Raw genomic sequence first — 19,169 nt, forward strand, 5'->3', positions numbered from 1 at the left:
GTTATTTAATGGCAAAACCGCCATATGCAAAAAAACACTAATCCATAGAGTCGGCGATAATACCACTACTTTTCCGGATTGTGCGCAAGTTTTGCCGGTTAATGGCCTAATCGTTTGGGGTTGTGGCGTATATCACGGCGATTCATGTAACTGAAATCACAGTGTCAGTTCCAGATTAACGATCCCATCTTCCATCTGTACATCAATACTAAAACCGAGCTTTTTAGCCAAACCGATCATGCCACGGTTGTTGGGCATGGTGATCGCCGTTAGTCGTGTTAATCCATGGCTGCGGGTATATTGAATCATCTTTTCTAGCAACTCCCGCCCCAGCCCTAGCCCTTTGAGGTCTGAACGCACCAGTACGGCAAACTCAGCATCGATATTATCCGGATCTGACAGCGCTCGTGTCACGCCGATGATTTCCGGCCCCGTCGTACTCTGGCGCACAGCAACAAAAGCCATTTCCCGATCATAGTCAATTTGCGTCATATTCGCCAAATCATCGTGGCTGAATTCATTGATTTCGCTGAAGTAGCGATAGTAGAGATCTTCTTTAGTGACCTGATCAATAAACAGTTTTAGTAGCGGTTCATCTTCCGGCAAGATTGGGCGGAATAGGCATTGAGAGCCATCTTTTAGCACCACAGTTTCTTCTAGCTCGTGGGGGTAGGGACGAATAGCTAAGCGCGCCTGTGGATCGCCGCTGACCGGTGCCAACTGCATTGAAACATCCAGCAGAGTAAACTCACTGCCAGAAGCAAGCACCGGGTGAATATCTAAGCGGGTGATCTCGGGGCAATCGAGAATCAAGTTGGAAACTTGCACCAGCAGGCGGCTTAATCCTGGAATATCCAGAGGTTGCAGTGATCCACGGCTGCGGATTTTCCCGCCTTTGACTGCTTGTATGATCAGATAGCGGGCCAGTGCCATATTGAGTGGCGGCAGCGCTACTGCGGCCTGTGTTTCATGATGCCACTCGATGCCACCTTCGCCCAACATAATCAGCGGACCGAAAATGGCATCCTGCTCTACCGCAATTCGCAGCTCCTGCGCTCCTGCGCGGTTCGCCATGCTTTGCACCAGCAAACCGTGGATGCGGGCTTGCGGATAGGTGCGCTTGACTCGATCAAGAATATCGTCTGCGGCCCGCTGTACTTCAATCGCGGTGCGCAGGTAGAGCATCACCCCCTGAACTTCAGATTTGTGCGGAATATCAGGTGAGCGCAGTTTAATGGCGACCGGATAGCCCAGGCGTTCGGCGATATGCACCGCTTCGACGCTATCGCTGGCAATCCAGGTCGGCAGCATACTCAGGCCATAAGCTTCCAGTATCGGCTGCACTTCATGGGTGTCGAGCTGGGTAGTACCTTCAGCCAGCGCCTGACGGATCAATTGATGCACATGCGCGGTATTGGCGGTGAGATCCAGTGGCAGTGCGGGGGTCTCTTTCAACTGTTTCTGGTTACGGCGATACTCCACCATATGCATAAAGGCGGTAATGGCCCCTTCCGGTGTGCGGTAGGTGGGTATCCCTGCTTCAGTGAACAGACGGCGGGCATCTTGCGATGAATACTCTCCGCACCAGTTAGTTAACAGGGTGATGCGTTTACCTCGTGGATGCTGACGAATGGCGGAGATCAATAGTTCGGCCGTTTTACTGCCCGGTGCGGCGGCGCTCGGTGAGTGAATCAGCAGCAACGCATCATAGTCGGTGCTGTCTAATAAGGGTTTAACCGCCGCTAAATAGCGCTCAGCGCTGGCGTCATCTCGCAGGTCTATTGGGTTGCGTAAGGAAATAAAAGAGGGTAGCGCTGCACTCAGGGCGGATTGCGTCGTATCAGACAGTGTAGCTAGCTTGCCATTACGGCTGATCAGCTCATCCAGTGCCATGGCCGCAGGTGCGGCCCCGTTACTGACAATGAGTAAGCGCTCACCTCGCAGTGGGTGCATGTGGCTCAAGGTTTCGACGGCGGAGAACAGCTCGTGGGTATCTTGCACCCGCAACAGACCCGCGCGCTGAATCGCAGCATCATAAGCAGCATCCAACCCTTGTTGACCATTCAGTAACTGCTGTGCGCGTTGGCTGCGGCCACTTTTGACCACCAGAATCGGTTTATTACGTGAAGCACTACGCGATGCGGATAAAAAGCGGCGTGCATCGCTAATATGTTCGATATACAGCATGATGGCGCTGGTTTTACCGTCTCTGGCGAGGAAATCGAGCAAGTCATCGACATCAATATCCAAGCTATCACCCAGCGCAATAAAGTATGAGAAGCCCACTTCCCGCTGCTGCGCCCAGTCCAGAATGGTATTTGCTACCGCCGCCGACTGGGAGATAAACGCCAGTCGCCCTTTTTTAATCGGCACCGGCGAGAAGCTGGCATTCAACCCTTGCCAGGGGGCGAGTAAGCCGAGGCTGTTGGGGCCAAGCAGCCGCATATGATGACGATGGGCGCAGGCTTTGAGTTCTGCAAATTGTTCCGTCGCGGCAGAGAGAATAATCACCGCCTTACAGCCACGAACGCCTAAGTCTTCGAGTAACGTCAGATTACGGCGATCATGAGTGCAGAGGATAGCCAGATCCGGCGTGATCGGCAGGCTGGCGATATCCGCGTAAGCCAGCACACCACAAACGGCTTTATGAGTCGGGGTGACCGGCAGAACAGGGCCACTGAAGCCACCATCCAGCAAATTACGCATCATCAGGAAACCGGCGCGCTCAGGTTTTTCAGAAGCGCCAATCACCGCAATAGATTTCGGGCGTAGTAGGGCTTCTAATCCACGTTGACTCATTATTTATCCCCGTCATCTTTCAAGTTGCAGCTGTGTTGGCTGCATTCGTTACTCAGCCCATTCATGGGTCTCGCCTCTAGCAGGCCGCTGTAAGCCGCATTCAAATCGGCTCCTGGCAGATTTATTACCCGGATCACTGACTGACCGCCTTCCTGCACCCTGAAATCTATTGGGGATAAGCCAAAGGCCGCTTGAATGATTTTATGCGATTTTTTCGGGGCTTGCTGTGACTCGCCCCACTGGATGATGAGGTTTTCCGGCTAAATACTGCTGGCGGAAGTAGTGGAAATGGGCGGTTAGCCCCTCCGCCGCTTGCATATCGCCCGCTTGCTGGAGCAGCGCCGCGGCGACCTCGACAGTACAGTGCTGTTCCGGTCGCGGTGCTTCGCGCAAAAGATAATCGGAAGCCGTTGTAACATTCAGTGACAGCAGAGGTAAATCGGCGAGGTAGGGGCTTTTGCGAAACATTTTTTTTGCTTCGGTCCAGGTGCCATCCAGCAAAATAAATAGCGGTGGCTTATCGTTGATGGGTAATTTATTGAGTACCTGCCGTGGCGGTTCGGCATATTTCTCTGGAAAGACCACATACGGCTGACGTGCTGGATCACGGATGGCGGCTAGCAATGCAGGGTCAACTTCAGTACGCGCCCAAAGGAAAGCTTGGGTGTCAGGGAGAATATCGGCAATCAGGCGGCCGGTATTACTGGGCTTTAGCGGCTCAGTATCAAACATAATTAGGCAGAAGCGACTACTCGCCGATTGTGGTTTGATGGTGTCACACAAGCAAAATCGCTCTGTTAACAGGCAGCTCTGGCAACGAATTGCGCGGCAACCTCGGGCGCGATAAGCACGGGTGGAGGCGGCTAAGCGCCGTTGGCGTAAACGCAGTACGGCATTTTCCGTCGTAATGACTGCTGGCACAACGATATCTGCCAGCAATTCATGGTCGGTGGTTGATGATTCAGTCACGACGGACTCCTAAGAAATAGCGCTATTCTAATCAAGCCTCCCCATGAGTTATACAATAAAACCACGCCCCGGCAGAAAAGTGTCAGGGCGTGGTTTTTATCGGGACGTCGAACTGAGCCGCCCCGAGCGACGATAAATGGGTTAAACTAACTTAGCGGGCGACCGGCTCTGCTGCTAATTGTTCATCCAACCAATTATCAAACGGCACTTTCGGTACTGCACCGTTGAGCATGTCGACCATTTTCCCGTTCCGATACAGCATAATAGTCGGAATGCTGCGAATACGGAAACGGGTGCTGAGCGCAGGCTCTGCTTCAGTGTTGACTTTCACGAAGCGGACTTTTCCGGCGCGCTCTGCAGCGACTGCTTCAAAGATCGGCGCAAAGCTGCGGCAAGGGCCACACCAAGGTGCCCAGAAGTCGATAACGATGGCTAGGTCATCTTGCAGCAGTTTATCCAGTGTTTCGGCGGTGGCGTTAATCACTTCGCCATCAAATAAAGAGTGGCCGCAGCGCCCACATTTAGCGCCGTCATCAATACGTTCTTCCGGCAGGCGATTAGTCGCCATACAAGCTGTGCATACCGTATTCATACATTAGCCTTTATTTTGTCTCTGAGTAGATAAAAGAAACCAGACAGCCAAGGGGCGCTGAATTGTTTCGTTGTTGTTATCTATTATGGGTATAAATAGAGGCGGTGCCAAAAAGGTTTATTCGATGAATACGATAGTTGGTAGCTTTTAGCGCTTGCTTATGGCTAACCGGGCGGACATCAGGTAATCTTCGCGCCCTGCGCGTTGGTGGAGAAGACAATGAACGATTCATTTAGTGGCAAAAACGGCAAAGTTAAAGTGATGTACGTCCGCAGTGACGAAAGCAGCGACGACCGTAACAGCAATAACCGTAATAAAAATCCGCGTCCGGCCGCAAAAGGTCGTCCGGGTGATAATGCTGGTCGGGGCAGCTCACCGCGTAATAGTGACTCACGTCGTAATGATTCAGGCCGTAATGACCGTGATCGTCCTAGCCGTCCGGCACGTTCTGAAAGTAGCGGCCCTTACGATTCACCGTGGAAAACCGTCTCCCGTGCACCATCGGAAGAGCCAGAGTTTGATCACGGCGGTATCAGCGGTAAAAGCCATGTTGACCCTGCGCAGTTGCGCCGTCAGCGGGCTGAAGAGACTCGTGTTTATGGCGAAAACGCCTGTAAGGCGCTGTTCGAAAGCCGTCCTGATGCGATCGTCCGCGCATGGTTTGTGCAGTCAGTCACCCCACGTTTCCGCGAAGCGCTGAAATGGATGGCGGCTAACCGCAAGGCTTACCATGTGGTTGAGGAAGATGAGCTGGCGAAGGCGTCTGGTACTGAACACCATGGCGGCGTTTGTTTCCTGATTAAAAAGCGTCAGGGGCTGGATGCAGAAACCTATCTGCAACAGCAGACTCAGGCGAAAGATTGTGTGCTGGCGCTGGAAGATGTGGGTAATCCACATAATCTGGGCGGTATTATGCGTACCTGCGCACATTTCGGTATCAACGGCGTGCTGTTACAAGACCCGGCGATGCTGGAGTCTGGTGCAGCGGTGCGTACTGCGGAAGGCGGTGCAGAGCACATCAAGGCAATCAATGCTGATGATTTCCTCTCGGTGCTGGATACCTTCCGTAAAGCGGGTTACACCATAGTCACCACCTCCAGCCATAAAGGTGTCACTCTGTCGAAAGCTGAACTGCCAGCTAAAATGGTGTTGGTATTAGGTCAGGAGAGTGATGGTCTGACCGACAGTGCATGGCAGCAGGGCGATATGAGTGTCTCTATCGGCGGTACCGGGCGGGTTGAGAGTCTCAACGTGTCGGTTGCCACCGGGATTCTGTTAGCAGAGTGGTGGCGTCAAAATAGCGCTAACTAATACCCTGCGCCCTTGACGCCGCAGGAACGGTGATGACAGGCAGAAGAGTAAAGTGTTCGCGCCAGGGATGGATCTACGACGGCTTTATGATCTGTTTGTTCTCTCCGCCACTAGCACTTTGTTCATAAAAAAGGGGCGCTGAAATTAATCTTCAGCGCCCCTTTTTGTCAGTCTGCGTTTACGCCACTAGTGCGCGCCGCCACCACTGCCACCGGAGGTGAATGGTGGTCTTGCGAACCAAACCAGCGCCAGCAGTAGCAGGAACACCCCTGCAGAGAGCCAGAAGATCTCGTTTGCTGAGATAATCAGCCCCTGATTGGTTATCTCTCGCGCCAGATAAGCCGAGGCTTGCTGCTGACTCATCCCCAGCTTCTCCAGCTCCTGATAACTCTGCGTCGCATTGGGATTGAACGGGTTAACAAACTCCGTTAGCTGCGAATGGTGCATCGACTCTCTTTGCGTCCACAGGGTGGTGGTGATTGAGGTACCAATCGACCCCGCCAAGGTTCGCAGGAAGTTAGATAAGCTGGATGCCGCTGCCATGCGCTCTGGCGGCAAGCCGGAGAGGGTAATGGCGGTCAGTGGCATAAAGAAGCAAGCAATGGCAAAGCCTTGCACAAACTGTGGCCACGCCGACGCACCAAAATCCATCCCCGGTTCGAATGTATATGCCCGCCAGTAGAAACAAACTGCATACATAATGAAGCTGAATGTCACTAGCTGCCGCATATCAATTCGATGGGAGAAACGGCCAATAATCGGCGACAGCAACACCGGCAATATCCCGACCGGGGCGGAGGCCAAACCGGCCCATGTGGCAGTGTAGCCATAGACCTCCTGTAGTAGCTGCGGCAGCAAGACAATGGCGCCGAAGTACAACATATAGGCGAGGCTGATACACAGGCACCCAATGGTAAAGTTTCTCGATTTGAATAGTGACAAATCGATCACCGGATGGTCATCAGTTAGCTCCCAAACGATCAGGAAGGTAATGGCAATTACCGCGATGACCGTCAGCACGATAATCTCGGTTGAGTTAAACCAATCCAGCTCCTTGCCCTGGTCAAGCATGATTTGTAAGGCACCGATGCCGACCACCAATAACACCAGCCCCACGGTATCGATGGGTTTGATTTCGGTTTTGGTCTCTCGCCCTTTCAGGGTGCTGCCCGCCATCAAAATTACCACCAACCCGATCGGGATGTTGATAAAGAAGATCCAGCCCCAATGATAGTTGTCGCTGATATAACCGCCGAGGATCGGCCCAAATATCGGGGCCACGACAATCGTCATTGACCACAATGCCAGGGCCATACTTCGCTTCGCTGGCGGGTAGTTATTTAGCAGCAAACTTTGTGATAGCGGGATCAATGGCCCGGCAACCAGGCCCTGGATCACCCGGAAGAAGATAAGCATCCCTAGACTGTTTGAGATACCGCACAGCCATGAGGCCAATGCAAACAATCCCGTCGCCCAGAGGAACAAGCGCACTTCACCGATGCGCTTGGCTAACCAGCCGGTAATGGGGATTGAGATAGCATTTGCCACCCCAAAAGAGGTAATCACCCAAGTGCCTTGCGAGTTGGACGAGCCAAGATCACCTGCAATCGTCGGGATCGCCACGTTAGCAATGGTGGAGTCCAGCACCTGCATAAAGGTCGCTAATGATAGCGCAACCGTCATCCAGGCAAGTTGGGCGCCTTCAAGCGGTTTTTGTGCCACAGCGGCCTCCGCACTTAACCTGCGTTTGCATGCACATTAACCTGCATTCGCATGAATAATGTCGCTAATCATTTGATTCACTGGCGCTAAATTCAGTGACAACGCATGGGTGACAAAGGCAGGATCTTTACGCACGATTTGCGCTAACACTTGACCATCGGGATTGGCGGTGTCCACTCTCACAGTGGTAGATAGGCCAATACGCAGCGGGTGCTCAGCCAGTTGCTGCTCATCCAGTGAGATACGAACCGGCAGACGCTGAACCACTTTGATCCAGTTACCGGTGGCATTCTGCGCCGGTAACAGGGAGAAGGCGCTACCGGTTCCCATATCCAGACCGACCACTTTCCCCTGATAAACCACATCATCGCCGTAGAAATCGGTCACCACAGTCGCGGATTGGCCGATGCGCATATTGGCTAACTGGGTCTCTTTAAAGTTGGCATCAATCCACATCTGATTTGCGGGGATCACCGCCATCAATGGCGCACCATTAGCAATCTTGGCACCCACCTGCACACTTCGGCGTGAAACATAGCCGGTGATTGGGCTGACAACCTTGGTGCGTTGTAGCGCAAGCCAGGCATCACGTAGCTTGGCGGCCGACTGCTCGATCGCCGGTTGTTTTTCCAGCGGCGTATTTAGCACCAGCGCTTGATTGGCGTTGTATTGTTGAATCGCCACATCCAGCGATGCTTGTGCTGCATCTACCGCATCGCGCGCATGTTGCAGCTCTTCACGGCCAATCGCATTAACAGAACCCAACACCACACGGCGGCTCAGATCATTTTGTGCTTTGCTCAGCTCGGTTTTTTTCAGGGCAATATTGGCCTGATACTGTTTGCTATTAATGATGAGCTGGTGGGTTTGACGCACGCTGTTGGCCAGCGCGGTTTTTGCCTGCTCATAGGCTTGTTCGGCATCTGTTGGGTCCAGGGCGACCAGTACATCGCCGCTTTTGACCAGGTCAGTATTTTCAAAGTTGACACTGACCACGCTGCCAGACACTTGCGACATGATCTGCACCTGATTGCCTGAAACATAAGCATTATCAGTCTGTTGGTGATGACGCAGCACCAGGAACCAGTAGATCAGATAGGCCACGCCAATAATGATAAAAATCACCGTCAGTGAGAGTAGCACGCGTTTACGTTGCATCTTTTTATTCTGCGGTTGTGGCGGGGTTTGGTTTTCCGCGTTCGTACTCATGGTGTTCTCCAAGCCTTATACCCGTCATCTCTCAAGTCGCCTTATAGCGCATTGAAATCTATAGGGAAAAACTTAATTTATATTGTTTTATTTTGTGAACTATCCCTGACAGGGGCTTGAACGTCGCCAGCAGCCAGTAAAAGAGATGGCGAACAAGGGCGTGAGTCTCCAGCTATGTGGGGATGACATAGTTATTTACCTGGCTATCTGGATAGAAACGTTGGAGTTACTGTTCCGGTATTTCCATTTGATCCAAACGGGACAGTAACTTGCGCGTCAGCGTTTCCAGCTGTTGCTGCTCGTCAGCGTCGAGTGTTGACCAAAGAAAATGCAGACACTTATGTTGTGGGGGCAGCAGTTGATTGAGAAATTCAACGCCCGCCTCGGTCAGATGCAAGTGCAAGCAACGACGATCATTTTGACTTTCGCGGCGCTCAATCCAGCCTTTTTTCTCCAGTTCGTCAGCGATGCGCGTTGCATTGGTCCGTGAAGATCCCAGTGCAGCACTTAATTCTGACGGTTGGATACTGCGACTTTCCTGCGCATCCAGCGTAATTAGCGCCATAAATAGGGTTTCGTTAATCCCTTGCGCTTTTAGCATTTTGTTGCGGTTTTCGAGTAATTTACTGTGCATATGCATACACAATCGCGTCAGTAGGATCTCCTGATAAGGGAAATCTTTCTGGCGTTTGGCACGAAAATTAAGCATCTGTTCTATGGGACTAAATGAACTTTCCATTATGAGGAGCCTCATTAATTTCAAATGGTACAGTAACGATAGTTACTAATAATGTAAACGGTATAATTCGATAAAAATTTAGCAATTAGTGTTATTCAGTCACTATTTGTTAGTAATTAGTACCACTAATTGTAAGGGTATTGTGTTTCAGCTCACAATTCAGGCAAATGGTTACACCAAAATCATGAGTAGCTTGAATGTCAGACCGTAGCTGAGAGCGCCAAGTAAGGTGGCGAAGATAATACTGTTGGTTTTATAAAAGCATCCGCAGATCACTAAAAAACCAATAAGAGTGGGCACTAACTTTTGCGGGTTATGCATGATTTCCGGGGTACTGGAGACCACTAACAAGGCGCAAATAGAGGCGATGCCGATGCTGTCGAGCAGCAGTGAAACTCTCCCCCGCTGCAAGCCCGCTGGTTTGCGCGCTGGCCCTAAGCGCAGAGGCAAATAACGAAATAGATAGTTTACCGTCCCCACCACTAACCCAATGATCAGAACATCCATATTCATGGTGCTGACTCCTGTTGGCTACTCTCGGGTTGTTCGCTGACCGCTGCGGGGGCGGGTTGAAGCAGGGCGGCCAGACAGCCGCCGCCAATGCCAGCCAAAATGGCGACCGGAATTGAGAACAGCAATACGCCCAGTAATGCGCCACTTAGAGAGGCGATCACAGTCAAACTGTATTGGCGCTTAAATGAGGCCAGCAGAAAACTGAGGAACAGCGCCGGTAACATAAAGGAGAGCGAAGCTTCAATTGCCGGGAAATTCTCCAGCGGGCCATTGCCAAACATCGCCCCGATAGCGGTTCCCGCCACCCAAGAGAGCCAAGAGGTAAAGGCGATGCCGAGCATCCAATTTTCGCTCCAGCGCCGTTGCTCTTTCATCAGTTTGGTGGTGGCGGCAGCAAAGACTTCGTCGGTCAGGCCGAAGGCCCACAGGGCGCTCTTTTTGCCGGAGAGTTTGCTCAAAATACGGTGCTTAAGTGCGGGGCCATACAAGATATGGCGAATATCCATTGCCATCACGGTCAGTGCTGAAACCCACAATGACATTCCGGCGCTCAATAGCGCAGTGATAACAAATTGGCTGGCTCCGGCATATATGATGCAAGAAAAGAAAATAGCTTCCCACGGGGTAAAGCCAAGTTTTACCGAACTGAGGCCAAAAGCGAATGCCACGGGCAGATAGCCGATAACGATGGGCAGGCTATCGGTAATCCCTTCGATAAAGGTGGCGGCCGGCTGAGTCGCCGGCGGGGCATCGGTGATTTGGCTTGGCATAACTATTGGATCACAGAGTAAAAAAACATGTTATGTAACATTAACAGAGTGGGAATTGTCTTAATACCCTATAACCCAAATTTATATCTCTATTGATTATTAGTTAGCTAACTAACCGTAATCACTCGACCCGTTGATCAGCGGGCGGATCAAATCGTTTGCCGGCCAACCAAGTGGTGATATTCAAGATACACAGTACCAAACCGGCGGTGGCCACCCCATACCAGCCCGCGTGTTGATAGGCTGCGGCAGAGATCAGCGAACCCAAGGCCCCACCAATAAAGTAGGTGGTCATATAGCCCGCAGTTAACCGATTTCTAGCTTCCGGCATCATACGATAGATCACGCTTTGGTTGGTAACATGCACCCCTTGCACCGCCAAATCCAGCACCACAATCCCGATAATCAGCGCGATGATAGAGTGTTGTCCCAAGGCGATCGGTATCCACGACAGCAGCAGTAATCCCAAACCGACGCTGGTGGTGATGCGAGCTTTTCCCTTATCGGCTAACTGTCCGGCTCTGGTGGCCATCAATGCGCCAGCCGCGCCCACCAAACCAAATAGCCCAATAGTCGCCTCGGAATAACCGAATGGTGGTGCGGCCAACAGGAAGGCCATTGAGGTCCACAACACACTAAAGTTGGCAAATGACAATGCGCCGAGTAGCGCACGGGTGCGCAGAACTGGAGTACGGATAAATAAGGAGAAAATGGAACCGAGCAACTGGCCGTAATTCAAACCGGAGTGTTGCTTATAGCGCGGCAGGTAGCGCCACAGCACCAATGCCATGATAAACATCAGGGCGCTGGCGACCCAATAGATGGTGCGCCAGCCGCCAATTGAGGCCAACGCGCCCGCCACCGTTCGTGCCAGCAAAATCCCTAGCAACAGGCCGCTCATGATAATGCCGACCACTTTGCCACGTTTTTCCGGTGCTGCCAGTGTCGCCGCCAACGGCACCAGTAGTTGCGCCACCACTGAGAACAGGCCGGTGAGGGCGGTGCCGACAATCATCATGGTGAGATTTTGTGACATCGCGGTAATCAACATGCCACCTGCCGCCAGCAGGGTCATACCGACAATCAGTCCACGGCGTTCAAACATATCCCCTAGTGGAACCAGGAACATTAACCCGACGGCGTAACCGAGCTGGGCTGCCGTGACGATAAACCCCGCCTGATTGACCGAGAGATTAAAGGCTTGCGCAATGGTTTCCAGCAGTGGCTGGGCATAATAGTTGCTGGCAACCGCCAGTCCGGTGGCGACCGACATCAGCACTATCAATGCGGGGCTTAAACCGGCGTTTTCGGTTTTTTGTGTCATGAGGAATTATTCTTAAATTGAGAAGGCGAACAGTATTAGATAATTAAGAATGATAAACCAAGGGATAATTGCTATTTGAGTCATTTCATTTCGAGATAGCACATTTCGTATTGTTGCGGAGTGAGATATTGTTGTTGCTGATGAGTGGGATGATTTGCGGCCGATTTTTATGTCAGGAACGCCGCTGCGTTCAGAGCAACAGATTTCATTGTTCAGCCAGATTAACCCACCGGCGCGGCTGCTGATGGGGCCGGGGCTAATCACTGCCGCAGTAAAAAATTACCGCAGTAAAAATTTGTCGCTATCGCGCCAGGCGGGGAATGCCTCGCGATAGGCTTGCAAGGCCTCCAAAGACAATTCAGCATCTAATTGTGCAGCTTGTTCCGATTCTGCCTCTGCCAGCGCCTCGCCCTGCATATCCAGAATCACACTGCCGCCCTGATAGTGATGGCCGTTGTCATCATCGCCGACGCGATTACAGCCCGCGACGTAAGCCTGATTTTCTATCGCCCGGGCCGCCAGCAAGGTTTGCCACTGTTTGGTGCGGGCGGCTGGCCAGTTCGCCACATAGAGCGCTAAATCATAATCTTGCTGATTGCGCGCCCACACCGGAAAGCGCAGGTCATAACAGATTTGCGGCAGAATTCGCCAGCCGCGCCACTCCACCACTTTGCGTTCGGTGCCCGCCTGATAATAGTGGTGTTCACCGGCCATGCGAAATAGATGGCGCTTATCGTAGTGATGAACCCTGCCACTCGGCTCGACCAGCAAGAAACGGTTAACGGCACCGCCAGCTATTTTCAGCGCTACACTACCGCCGATCAACGCCTCGGTTTGGCTGGCCCAGTGAGCTAGCCAGGCGACGATTTCGCTCTCCGGCAGCGCACTGTCAGCCGCATTCATGGCAAAACCGCTGGTAAACATCTCTGGTAGCACAATCACATCGCGCTGGTGCAGTGGCGCTAGCAGCAGCTCAAAGTGTCGCAGATTCGCCTGCGCATCCAGCCATACCAGTGGCTGTTGCAGCAGCGTCAGTTTTAAAGTTGACATAATCGCTCCGCTGCGGCGTCCAGCGTCGCCTCCTGTTTGGCGAAGCACAGCCGGATCAGTTTGTGGGGGAAGGGGGCTTCGCAGAATACCGATAAGGGGATCGCGGCCACACCCACCTGTTCAGTTAGCCATATGCAGAATTCAACATCATTGAGATCTGAAATCGCGCTGTAATCGGCCAACAGGAAGTAGGTGCCCTCACTTGGTAAGATCTTCAGGCGGCTGCTGGACAGGGCGCTGATAAAGCGGTCACGGCGGGCGCGGTAGAACTCGGGCAGTTGTTGCCAGTGCTCAGGCTCGGCATTCAGCATATCGGCCAGCGCAAGCTGCACTGGTGTGCAAACTGAGAAGGTCAGGTATTGGTGAATTTTGCGCACTTCAGCACTGATGGCGGCGGGGGCGACGCAATAGCCCACCTTCCAACCGGTCATATGGAAGGTTTTACCGAATGATGAAACGGCGATCGCCCGCTGGCGCAATTGCGGATGCGCCAGGACACTGGCATGGCCCGAGGCGCTAAAGCAGATGTGCTCGTACACTTCATCGCTCAGCACATAAATATTGCGCTGTGCAATCACTTGCCACAGCTGCTCAAAATCGGCGGCGCGCCATACGGTCGCCGACGGGTTATGCGGTGTATTGACGATAACCAGTCGCGTGCGTTCAGAAATCAGATCAGCAAACTCAGCCCAATCAATGGCAAATGCCGGAGGCTTGAGCGCAATGCGCTTGAGGATGCCGCCCGCCAGTTTCACCACTGGCGCATAGCTGTCATAGCTCGGATCAAAGCAGATAACTTCATCGCCGGGGCGAACCAACGCGGTAATGGCGGCAAATAGCGCTTCGCTGGCACCGGTGGTAATGGTGACTTCGCTGTCAGCATCGGGCCGCCAGCCATAGAGGTGAGCCGTTTTTTCAGCGATAGCACTGCGTAGCGGTGCCACGCCGGTCATGGGGGCATATTGGTTAGCACCCTGGTTGACATGATAGGCCAATCGCTGTTTTAGGTAGTCTGGGCCATCAAAATCAGGGAACCCCTGCGACAAGTTAATCGCCTGATATTTTTGCGCCAAGGCACTCATTTGCGTGAAAATTGTGGTGCTTTGCGCCGGCAATTTGCTGTCTGGAATAAGAGATAAGTTACTCATGGCAGGGACGACTCCTGATGCGGCATGTTGCTGTCAGCTGTATGTTGCCGTAAATATAGCACGATGTTAAGATTTGGCAATCAAGACGCTTAGATGTATAAACGGCTAAATGATGTAATTTGCTAAGCATAGATAAAAATGTGCTTAGCATTATCGTCGGGCTGATTGCCGTGGCAACATAGCACGGCACACCAACATCAAAACAGGGATATGCAATGACAGATAATGTACAACTTGGCGCGCTGTTAGCCGCTTGCCACTGGATCGGCGAAAAGGGCTGGTGCCCGGCGACTGGCGGTAATATGTCCCTGCGGCTGGATTTAGCTCAATGTTTGGTGACGGAGTCGGGTAAAGATAAAGGTAGCCTGACCGCCGACGATTTTTTGCTGGTGGCAACCGCGAACAACCATGTTCCCAGTGGTCGCACCCCCTCGGCGGAGACCGGCCTGCATACCTTGCTTTATCGCCTGTATCCTGAAATCAATGCTGTGCTACATACTCACTCGGTAAATGCCACGGTGCTATCACGGGTCGAGCGCAGCAATGAATTAGTGTTACAAGGCTACGAAATGCAAAAATCGTTATCGGGTCAGCGCAGCCACTTGGATAGCGTAGTGATCCCGATTTTTGATAACGACCAGGATATTCCCGCCCTGGCGCAACGAGTTGCAGCGCTGGCAGACAACCGCCCGCTGCAATATGGTTTTTTGGTCCGTGGCCATGGCCTCTATTGCTGGGGGGCGAGTGTGGCTGAGGCTCGCCGCCATTTGGAAGGGCTGGAGTTTCTGTTCCAGTGTGAACTGCAACGTCGGCTGCTAGAAGTTAACGTGCAAAAAGTGGAGGCCAAATGATTCAGGCGATTGTGACCGATATTGAAGGTACTACCACTGACATCCGTTTTGTCCATCAAGTGCTGTTCCCCTATGCCCGCCAACGGCTGACACCCTTTTTGCTTGAGCATCAGCAGGATGTAGATATTGCTGCGGCGCTGGCGGATTTACGCCGCGAATTGGCGCAGCCGGAGGCTGATATTGAAACACTGGCTGTCGCCTTACACGGTTTTATGGATGAAGATCGCAAGTCTACCGCGCTGAAAGCCATTCAGGGCATCATCTGGCGCACCGGTTATCTGCAAGGGGATTTTCGCGGCCATCTCTACCCGGAGGTCGCTCAGCAATTGGCTGATTGGCAACAGCAGGGCGTGGGGCTGTATGTCTACTCCTCCGGCTCGGTCGCGGCGCAGAAATTGCTGTTTGGTTACAGTGATGCAGGGGATTTACGCCCACTGTTTAGTGGCTATTTTGATACCCATGTCGGGGCCAAGCGTGAGATCGGCTCTTATCAGAATATCGCCAGTCAGTTAGCTATCGTGCCGCAAGCTTTGCTGTTCTTGTCCGATATTCGTCAGGAGCTGGATGCGGCACAACTGGCGGGCTGGCACACCTGCCAGTTAATTCGTGACCTCCCCGATAGCGAGAGCCATCACCCCCAAGTAAACCGTTTCGATCAGATTGATTTAACGACTTTAAATCGCGAGCAGAGGATATGACAGCATGAGCGGATTAACGATTTTCAGTGATCAACAGCCCGACCAGCCGCTGTGGCAGAGCCGTGATGCGGATGAAATTCAGCAGCAACTGGCGGCGATTGGTGTGCGCTTTGAGCGCTGGCAGGCGGATCGTGAGCTGGGTGAGAACCCGCAACCTGAGGCCGTGATCGCGGCTTATCAACATGAAATTGACCGGCTGGTGGCGGAAAAGGGCTATCAGAGCTGGGATGTGATCAGCATGCGGCCCGACAATGCGCAGCGCCAACTGTTGCGCGAGAAGTTTTTGTCCGAGCATACCCACGGCGAAGATGAAGTGCGTTTCTTCGTTGAGGGCTGTGGGCTGTTTTGCTTGCATCTCGATGGCAAAATTTACCAAATTTTATGTGAAAAGAGTGATTTGCTGTCAGTGCCAGCGGATACTCGCCACTGGTTTGATATGGGGTCAGCGCCGAATTTCACCGCGATTCGGCTATTTGATAATCCAGAAGGTTGGGTGGCACATTTTACTGGCGATAAAATAGCCGATGCTTATCCCCATTTAGCATAAAGAGATAAAACCTATTTAATCGCCCCGGATTTTGCCGCTACTCTCTTATCAACCAGAGAGCAGCGGCTAGTTAGCGCTGAGGCTGGAAAAAGCCTGCGGCCACTTGTTCTGGCGTGATAACGCCGCTGTCTAGTACCCAACCACTGATTAATGCCGCCGGAGTGACATCAAATGCCGGGTTGTACACCGGGGCACTCTCTGGAGCCCATTGGCAACTGCCAAAACTCCCCGTAACGCCCATCACCTCACTGGCAGCACGTTGCTCAATGGGGATCGCCGCGCCATTAGGACAGGCGGGATCATGGGTGGTGTGGGGGGCGGCCACATAGAAAGGGATGCGGTGGTAGTGAGCCAATACCGCCAGACTGTAGGTGCCAATTTTATTCGCCACATCACCATTGGCGGCGATGCGATCCGCACCCACCCAAACTGCATCCACTCTGCCCTGAGCCATCAGGCTAGCGGCCATCGAATCACAAATTAATTGATATGGAATGCCCAGCTCACCCAACTCCCAGGCGGTTAAGCGCCCGCCTTGCAATAAAGGCCGGGTTTCATCAACCCATACCTGACGAATATTGCCTTGCTGATGTGCGCGTAGTAATACGCCAATAGCGGTGCCGATGCCCGCAGTTGCTAGCCCGCCAGTGTTACAGTGGGTGAGCAGGTTGCTGCCCGATTTAACCAATGTCGCGCCATGCTGAGCAATGCGCTCACACAATTCGCGGTCTTCATCCACCAGACGCAATGCCTCGTGGGTCATGGCCTCGACCCAATTTGGTTGTAATAGCGCCTGTTGCATCCGCGCCAGATTATTCATCAAATTAACGGCGGTCGGGCGCGACTCCCGCAGTGCAATCAATGTCTGTTCAAGTTGCGCTTGCGATAAGCCGCGCTCTGCCAGCAAGGCTAGCAATAGGCTGGCGGATAGGCCAATCAGGGGGGCGCCACGGACGCGCAGCGTCTGAATATGCTCAATCAGCAACTCTAGGGTATCGGCTGACAGCCACTCCTGACGTTGGGGCAGTGCTTGCTGGTCAAGTATCCAAAGTTGGTTATCAACAATTCTTAAGCTGGTTGTCTGTAAATCAAGCTTGTTAAGCATCTGCATTATCAGTTAAATCCATGTTGCGTTATTGCATCTGGGTTCTTATTCTGCCAACATGCCATACGGATGTATAGACGTCTATACCCTTCTTTTTTGCAGTTACAGCGTTGTTAGCCGCTCTCACTCACCCGAATCACTGACTCGAGTCAGCTCAGCGGGATTCATTCGTTTGCTGCCTAGCTGTACCACCAATAAATTTGGGTAAATATTGTTACGCCTAACTAAAGAATAATTTCACGGCTCAGCAAATGGTTGGCGGTGAGTGGATCAGAATCAGGATAGAACAAGAGGTTAAAGATGTCGCGCTACTATACCTTTACTGCTGCGAATGCCGTTGAATATGCTCGCCAATTTGGTCAAGTGGCTGATCCACTGACTTTGGTCACAGCAGATGAAATTGGGGATGGTAACCTCAATCTGGTGTTTAAAATCCGTGATGCTGCGGGCGTCAGTCGGGTGATTGTCAAGCAGGCGCTGCCCTATGTGCGCTGTGTCGGTGAGTCCTGGCCCCTAACCTTGGATCGCGCCCGCATTGAAGCCGAAACCCTGCTGACACACCGCCAATTTTGCCCACAACACACGGTTAATGTGCTGCATCACGATGCGGAACTGGCGGTCATGGTGCAGGAAGATCTATCCGACCACGAAATCTGGCGTAGTGAACTGATTCAGGGAAAATATTACCCGCAGGCGGCTTCGCAACTGGGCGAGTATCTGGCGCAAACCCTCTTCCATACCTCAGATTTTTATCAGTCGGCGCAAGCCAAAAAGGCGGCAGTGAGCCGCTATACCAACCCTGAGCTATGCCAAATCACCGAAGATCTCTTCTTTACCGATCCCTATATAGACCATGAGCGCAATAATTTCGACCCCGCACTCTTACCTGAGGTGCTGGCGCTGCGGCAGGATAGTGCGCTTAAATTGGCGGTGGCGTCGCTCAAACATCGTTTCCTTAGCAAGGCTGAGGCGTTGCTGCATGGTGATATTCACAGCGGTTCCATTTTCGTTGCTGATGGCCGCCTAAAAACCATTGATGCTGAATTTGGTTTCTATGGCCCTATCGGGTTTGATATCGGCACTGCGCTGGGGAATTTACTGCTCAATTACTGCGGATTACCCGGATTAACAGGCCCGCGGGATGCGGCGGCGGGACGTGAGCAGCGCCTGAAGGATATCCATTTGATTTGGCAAACCTTCGCTCACCGTTTTGTGGCGTTAAGTGAGGAGAAAACCCAGGACTCAGCACTGGCGATACAAGGGTATGCACAGCAGTTTCTACAGCAGGTATGGCAAGATGCGGTGGGGTATTGCGGCAGTGAATTAATCAGGCGCACCATCGGTTTGGCCCATGTGGCAGATCTGGATAGCATTGCTGATGATGAGATGCGCAGAGCATGCCAACGCCATGCGCTGAGTCTGGGATCTACCTTGATATTGGCTGCACCACACATTGGTAGCATTGATGGTTTTATTGCTCGCATTAGGCAGAATGGATAATTAAAATATTTTCCTGAGTAATATTTCAGCATCTTCATTATAATATAAATACCTTGCATAATAATGCGGGGTTTTATATTGCGACTGCTTAAATTAAAGCTAATATAGCCTCCTCCTTATTTATAAAAACAATAATTTTGTTTTTTAATATTATTTCCCCCTATTTATTTTTTTTAATAACTTATTTGCATATCAAGTTCACTAGGCAAATTATAGACGTGGCCTAACATCTATTTTATATCCTAGTTTTTTCAATGTGTTATATGATTAATCAGTTAATAATATATAAAAATATTTTTCATTTTTCATTTAAAATCAGAAC

Annotated in this window: 17 protein-coding genes; 5 read left to right on the forward strand and 12 right to left on the reverse strand. The window is 52.0% G+C overall.

All coding sequences use genetic code 11. The features are described from left to right. Positions 1-156 precede the first annotated feature (156 nt). From HRK25_RS10765 to trxC, 3 genes are all read right to left on the reverse strand, one after another. Complete coding sequence (locus tag HRK25_RS10765; RefSeq protein WP_005275017.1) at positions 157-2,799, reverse strand: bifunctional acetate--CoA ligase family protein/GNAT family N-acetyltransferase; 2,643 nt, start codon at positions 2,797-2,799, stop codon at positions 157-159. A 201-nt stretch (positions 2,800-3,000) separates the two neighbouring features. Further along, complete coding sequence (locus HRK25_RS10770; protein ID WP_005275014.1) at positions 3,001-3,768, reverse strand: tRNA-uridine aminocarboxypropyltransferase; 768 nt, start codon at positions 3,766-3,768, stop codon at positions 3,001-3,003. A 151-nt stretch (positions 3,769-3,919) separates the two neighbouring features. Beyond that, the gene (gene trxC / locus HRK25_RS10775; RefSeq protein ID WP_032898045.1) at positions 3,920-4,360 is read right to left on the reverse strand and encodes a thioredoxin TrxC; all 441 of its coding nucleotides are present in this window, start codon (positions 4,358-4,360) and stop codon (positions 3,920-3,922) included. Between the two features lie 219 nt (positions 4,361-4,579). Here trxC and HRK25_RS10780 point away from each other — a divergent pair, with 219 nt between their 5' ends. Next, positions 4,580-5,671 (forward strand): tRNA/rRNA methyltransferase, encoded by a 1,092-nt coding sequence (locus HRK25_RS10780; protein ID WP_005275009.1) that lies wholly within the window; start codon positions 4,580-4,582, stop codon positions 5,669-5,671. A 186-nt stretch (positions 5,672-5,857) separates the two neighbouring features. On the opposite strand, the gene emrB is transcribed toward HRK25_RS10780, so the two are convergent. From emrB to HRK25_RS10820, 8 genes are all read right to left on the reverse strand, one after another. After that, positions 5,858-7,393: a multidrug efflux MFS transporter permease subunit EmrB gene (gene emrB, locus HRK25_RS10785; protein ID WP_005275007.1), complete on the reverse strand. Its 1,536-nt coding sequence runs from the start codon at positions 7,391-7,393 to the stop codon at positions 5,858-5,860. Between the two features lie 36 nt (positions 7,394-7,429). After that, entirely contained in the window at positions 7,430-8,602 is a 1,173-nt protein-coding gene (gene emrA, locus HRK25_RS10790; protein ID WP_005275005.1) for a multidrug efflux MFS transporter periplasmic adaptor subunit EmrA, read from the reverse strand. A gap of 226 nt (positions 8,603-8,828) precedes the next feature. Next, positions 8,829-9,341 (reverse strand): transcriptional repressor MprA, encoded by a 513-nt coding sequence (gene mprA, locus HRK25_RS10795; RefSeq protein ID WP_032898043.1) that lies wholly within the window; start codon positions 9,339-9,341, stop codon positions 8,829-8,831. Between the two features lie 171 nt (positions 9,342-9,512). Continuing rightward, positions 9,513-9,854, reverse strand: coding sequence for an L-valine transporter subunit YgaH (ygaH, locus tag HRK25_RS10800; protein ID WP_032898041.1), 342 nt, complete (start codon positions 9,852-9,854; stop codon positions 9,513-9,515). After that, on the reverse strand, positions 9,851-10,624 hold the full coding sequence (locus HRK25_RS10805) for an AzlC family ABC transporter permease (protein ID WP_005274999.1): 774 nt from the start codon (positions 10,622-10,624) through the stop codon (positions 9,851-9,853). Before HRK25_RS10805 ends, ygaH begins: the two co-directional genes overlap by 4 nt. 121 nt (positions 10,625-10,745) lie before the next feature. Continuing rightward, the gene (locus tag HRK25_RS10810; RefSeq protein ID WP_005274997.1) at positions 10,746-11,948 is read right to left on the reverse strand and encodes an MFS transporter; all 1,203 of its coding nucleotides are present in this window, start codon (positions 11,946-11,948) and stop codon (positions 10,746-10,748) included. 279 nt (positions 11,949-12,227) lie between these two features. Beyond that, positions 12,228-12,998: an amidohydrolase gene (locus tag HRK25_RS10815; protein ID WP_032898040.1), complete on the reverse strand. Its 771-nt coding sequence runs from the start codon at positions 12,996-12,998 to the stop codon at positions 12,228-12,230. Beyond that, positions 12,986-14,146 (reverse strand): pyridoxal phosphate-dependent aminotransferase, encoded by a 1,161-nt coding sequence (locus HRK25_RS10820; RefSeq protein ID WP_005274991.1) that lies wholly within the window; start codon positions 14,144-14,146, stop codon positions 12,986-12,988. The genes HRK25_RS10815 and HRK25_RS10820 overlap by 13 nt, the downstream gene beginning before the upstream one ends. A 215-nt stretch (positions 14,147-14,361) precedes the next feature. Between HRK25_RS10820 and HRK25_RS10825 the strand changes: the two genes are divergently transcribed. The 3 genes from HRK25_RS10825 to HRK25_RS10835 are packed head-to-tail and all read left to right on the forward strand — an operon-like array spanning position 14,362 to position 16,242. Further along, positions 14,362-14,997, forward strand: a complete 636-nt coding sequence (locus HRK25_RS10825; RefSeq protein ID WP_005274988.1) for a methylthioribulose 1-phosphate dehydratase — start codon at positions 14,362-14,364, stop codon at positions 14,995-14,997. Next, a complete protein-coding gene (gene mtnC, locus HRK25_RS10830; RefSeq protein ID WP_032898039.1) occupies positions 14,994-15,695 on the forward strand; it encodes an acireductone synthase in 702 nt (233 codons plus the stop codon). Before HRK25_RS10825 ends, mtnC begins: the two co-directional genes overlap by 4 nt. A 4-nt stretch (positions 15,696-15,699) precedes the next feature. Beyond that, positions 15,700-16,242: a 1,2-dihydroxy-3-keto-5-methylthiopentene dioxygenase gene (locus tag HRK25_RS10835; RefSeq protein ID WP_005274985.1), complete on the forward strand. Its 543-nt coding sequence runs from the start codon at positions 15,700-15,702 to the stop codon at positions 16,240-16,242. A 70-nt stretch (positions 16,243-16,312) separates the two neighbouring features. On the opposite strand, the gene mtnA is transcribed toward HRK25_RS10835, so the two are convergent. Beyond that, positions 16,313-17,353: an S-methyl-5-thioribose-1-phosphate isomerase gene (mtnA, locus tag HRK25_RS10840; protein WP_005274984.1), complete on the reverse strand. Its 1,041-nt coding sequence runs from the start codon at positions 17,351-17,353 to the stop codon at positions 16,313-16,315. A 294-nt stretch (positions 17,354-17,647) separates the two neighbouring features. On the opposite strand from mtnA, the gene mtnK reads away from it, so the two are divergent. After that, positions 17,648-18,847, forward strand: a complete 1,200-nt coding sequence (mtnK, locus tag HRK25_RS10845) for an S-methyl-5-thioribose kinase (protein ID WP_005274981.1) — start codon at positions 17,648-17,650, stop codon at positions 18,845-18,847. The last annotated feature ends 322 nt before the right edge of the window (positions 18,848-19,169 follow it).

Source organism: Yersinia bercovieri ATCC 43970 (assembly GCF_013282745.1).
Taxonomy (GTDB): Bacteria; Pseudomonadota; Gammaproteobacteria; order Enterobacterales; family Enterobacteriaceae; genus Yersinia; species Yersinia bercovieri.

Bases quoted from the DNA above. Each gene is read 5' to 3' on its own strand.
- mtnA (WP_005274984.1), bottom strand. From the start codon at position 17,353: ATGCAGATGCTTAACAAGCTTGATTTACAGACAACCAGCTTAAGAATT.
- HRK25_RS10825 (WP_005274988.1), top strand. From the start codon at position 14,362: ATGACAGATAATGTACAACTTGGCGCGCTGTTAGCCGCTTGCCACTGG.
- mtnC (WP_032898039.1), top strand. From the start codon at position 14,994: ATGATTCAGGCGATTGTGACCGATATTGAAGGTACTACCACTGACATC.
- HRK25_RS10835 (WP_005274985.1), top strand. From the start codon at position 15,700: ATGAGCGGATTAACGATTTTCAGTGATCAACAGCCCGACCAGCCGCTG.
- HRK25_RS10780 (WP_005275009.1), top strand. From the start codon at position 4,580: ATGAACGATTCATTTAGTGGCAAAAACGGCAAAGTTAAAGTGATGTAC.
- HRK25_RS10765 (WP_005275017.1), bottom strand. From the start codon at position 2,799: ATGAGTCAACGTGGATTAGAAGCCCTACTACGCCCGAAATCTATTGCG.
- emrA (WP_005275005.1), bottom strand. From the start codon at position 8,602: ATGAGTACGAACGCGGAAAACCAAACCCCGCCACAACCGCAGAATAAA.
- mprA (WP_032898043.1), bottom strand. From the start codon at position 9,341: ATGGAAAGTTCATTTAGTCCCATAGAACAGATGCTTAATTTTCGTGCC.
- HRK25_RS10810 (WP_005274997.1), bottom strand. From the start codon at position 11,948: ATGACACAAAAAACCGAAAACGCCGGTTTAAGCCCCGCATTGATAGTG.
- mtnK (WP_005274981.1), top strand. From the start codon at position 17,648: ATGTCGCGCTACTATACCTTTACTGCTGCGAATGCCGTTGAATATGCT.
- HRK25_RS10805 (WP_005274999.1), bottom strand. From the start codon at position 10,624: ATGCCAAGCCAAATCACCGATGCCCCGCCGGCGACTCAGCCGGCCGCC.
- HRK25_RS10820 (WP_005274991.1), bottom strand. From the start codon at position 14,146: ATGAGTAACTTATCTCTTATTCCAGACAGCAAATTGCCGGCGCAAAGC.
- HRK25_RS10815 (WP_032898040.1), bottom strand. From the start codon at position 12,998: ATGTCAACTTTAAAACTGACGCTGCTGCAACAGCCACTGGTATGGCTG.
- ygaH (WP_032898041.1), bottom strand. From the start codon at position 9,854: ATGAATATGGATGTTCTGATCATTGGGTTAGTGGTGGGGACGGTAAAC.
- trxC (WP_032898045.1), bottom strand. From the start codon at position 4,360: ATGAATACGGTATGCACAGCTTGTATGGCGACTAATCGCCTGCCGGAA.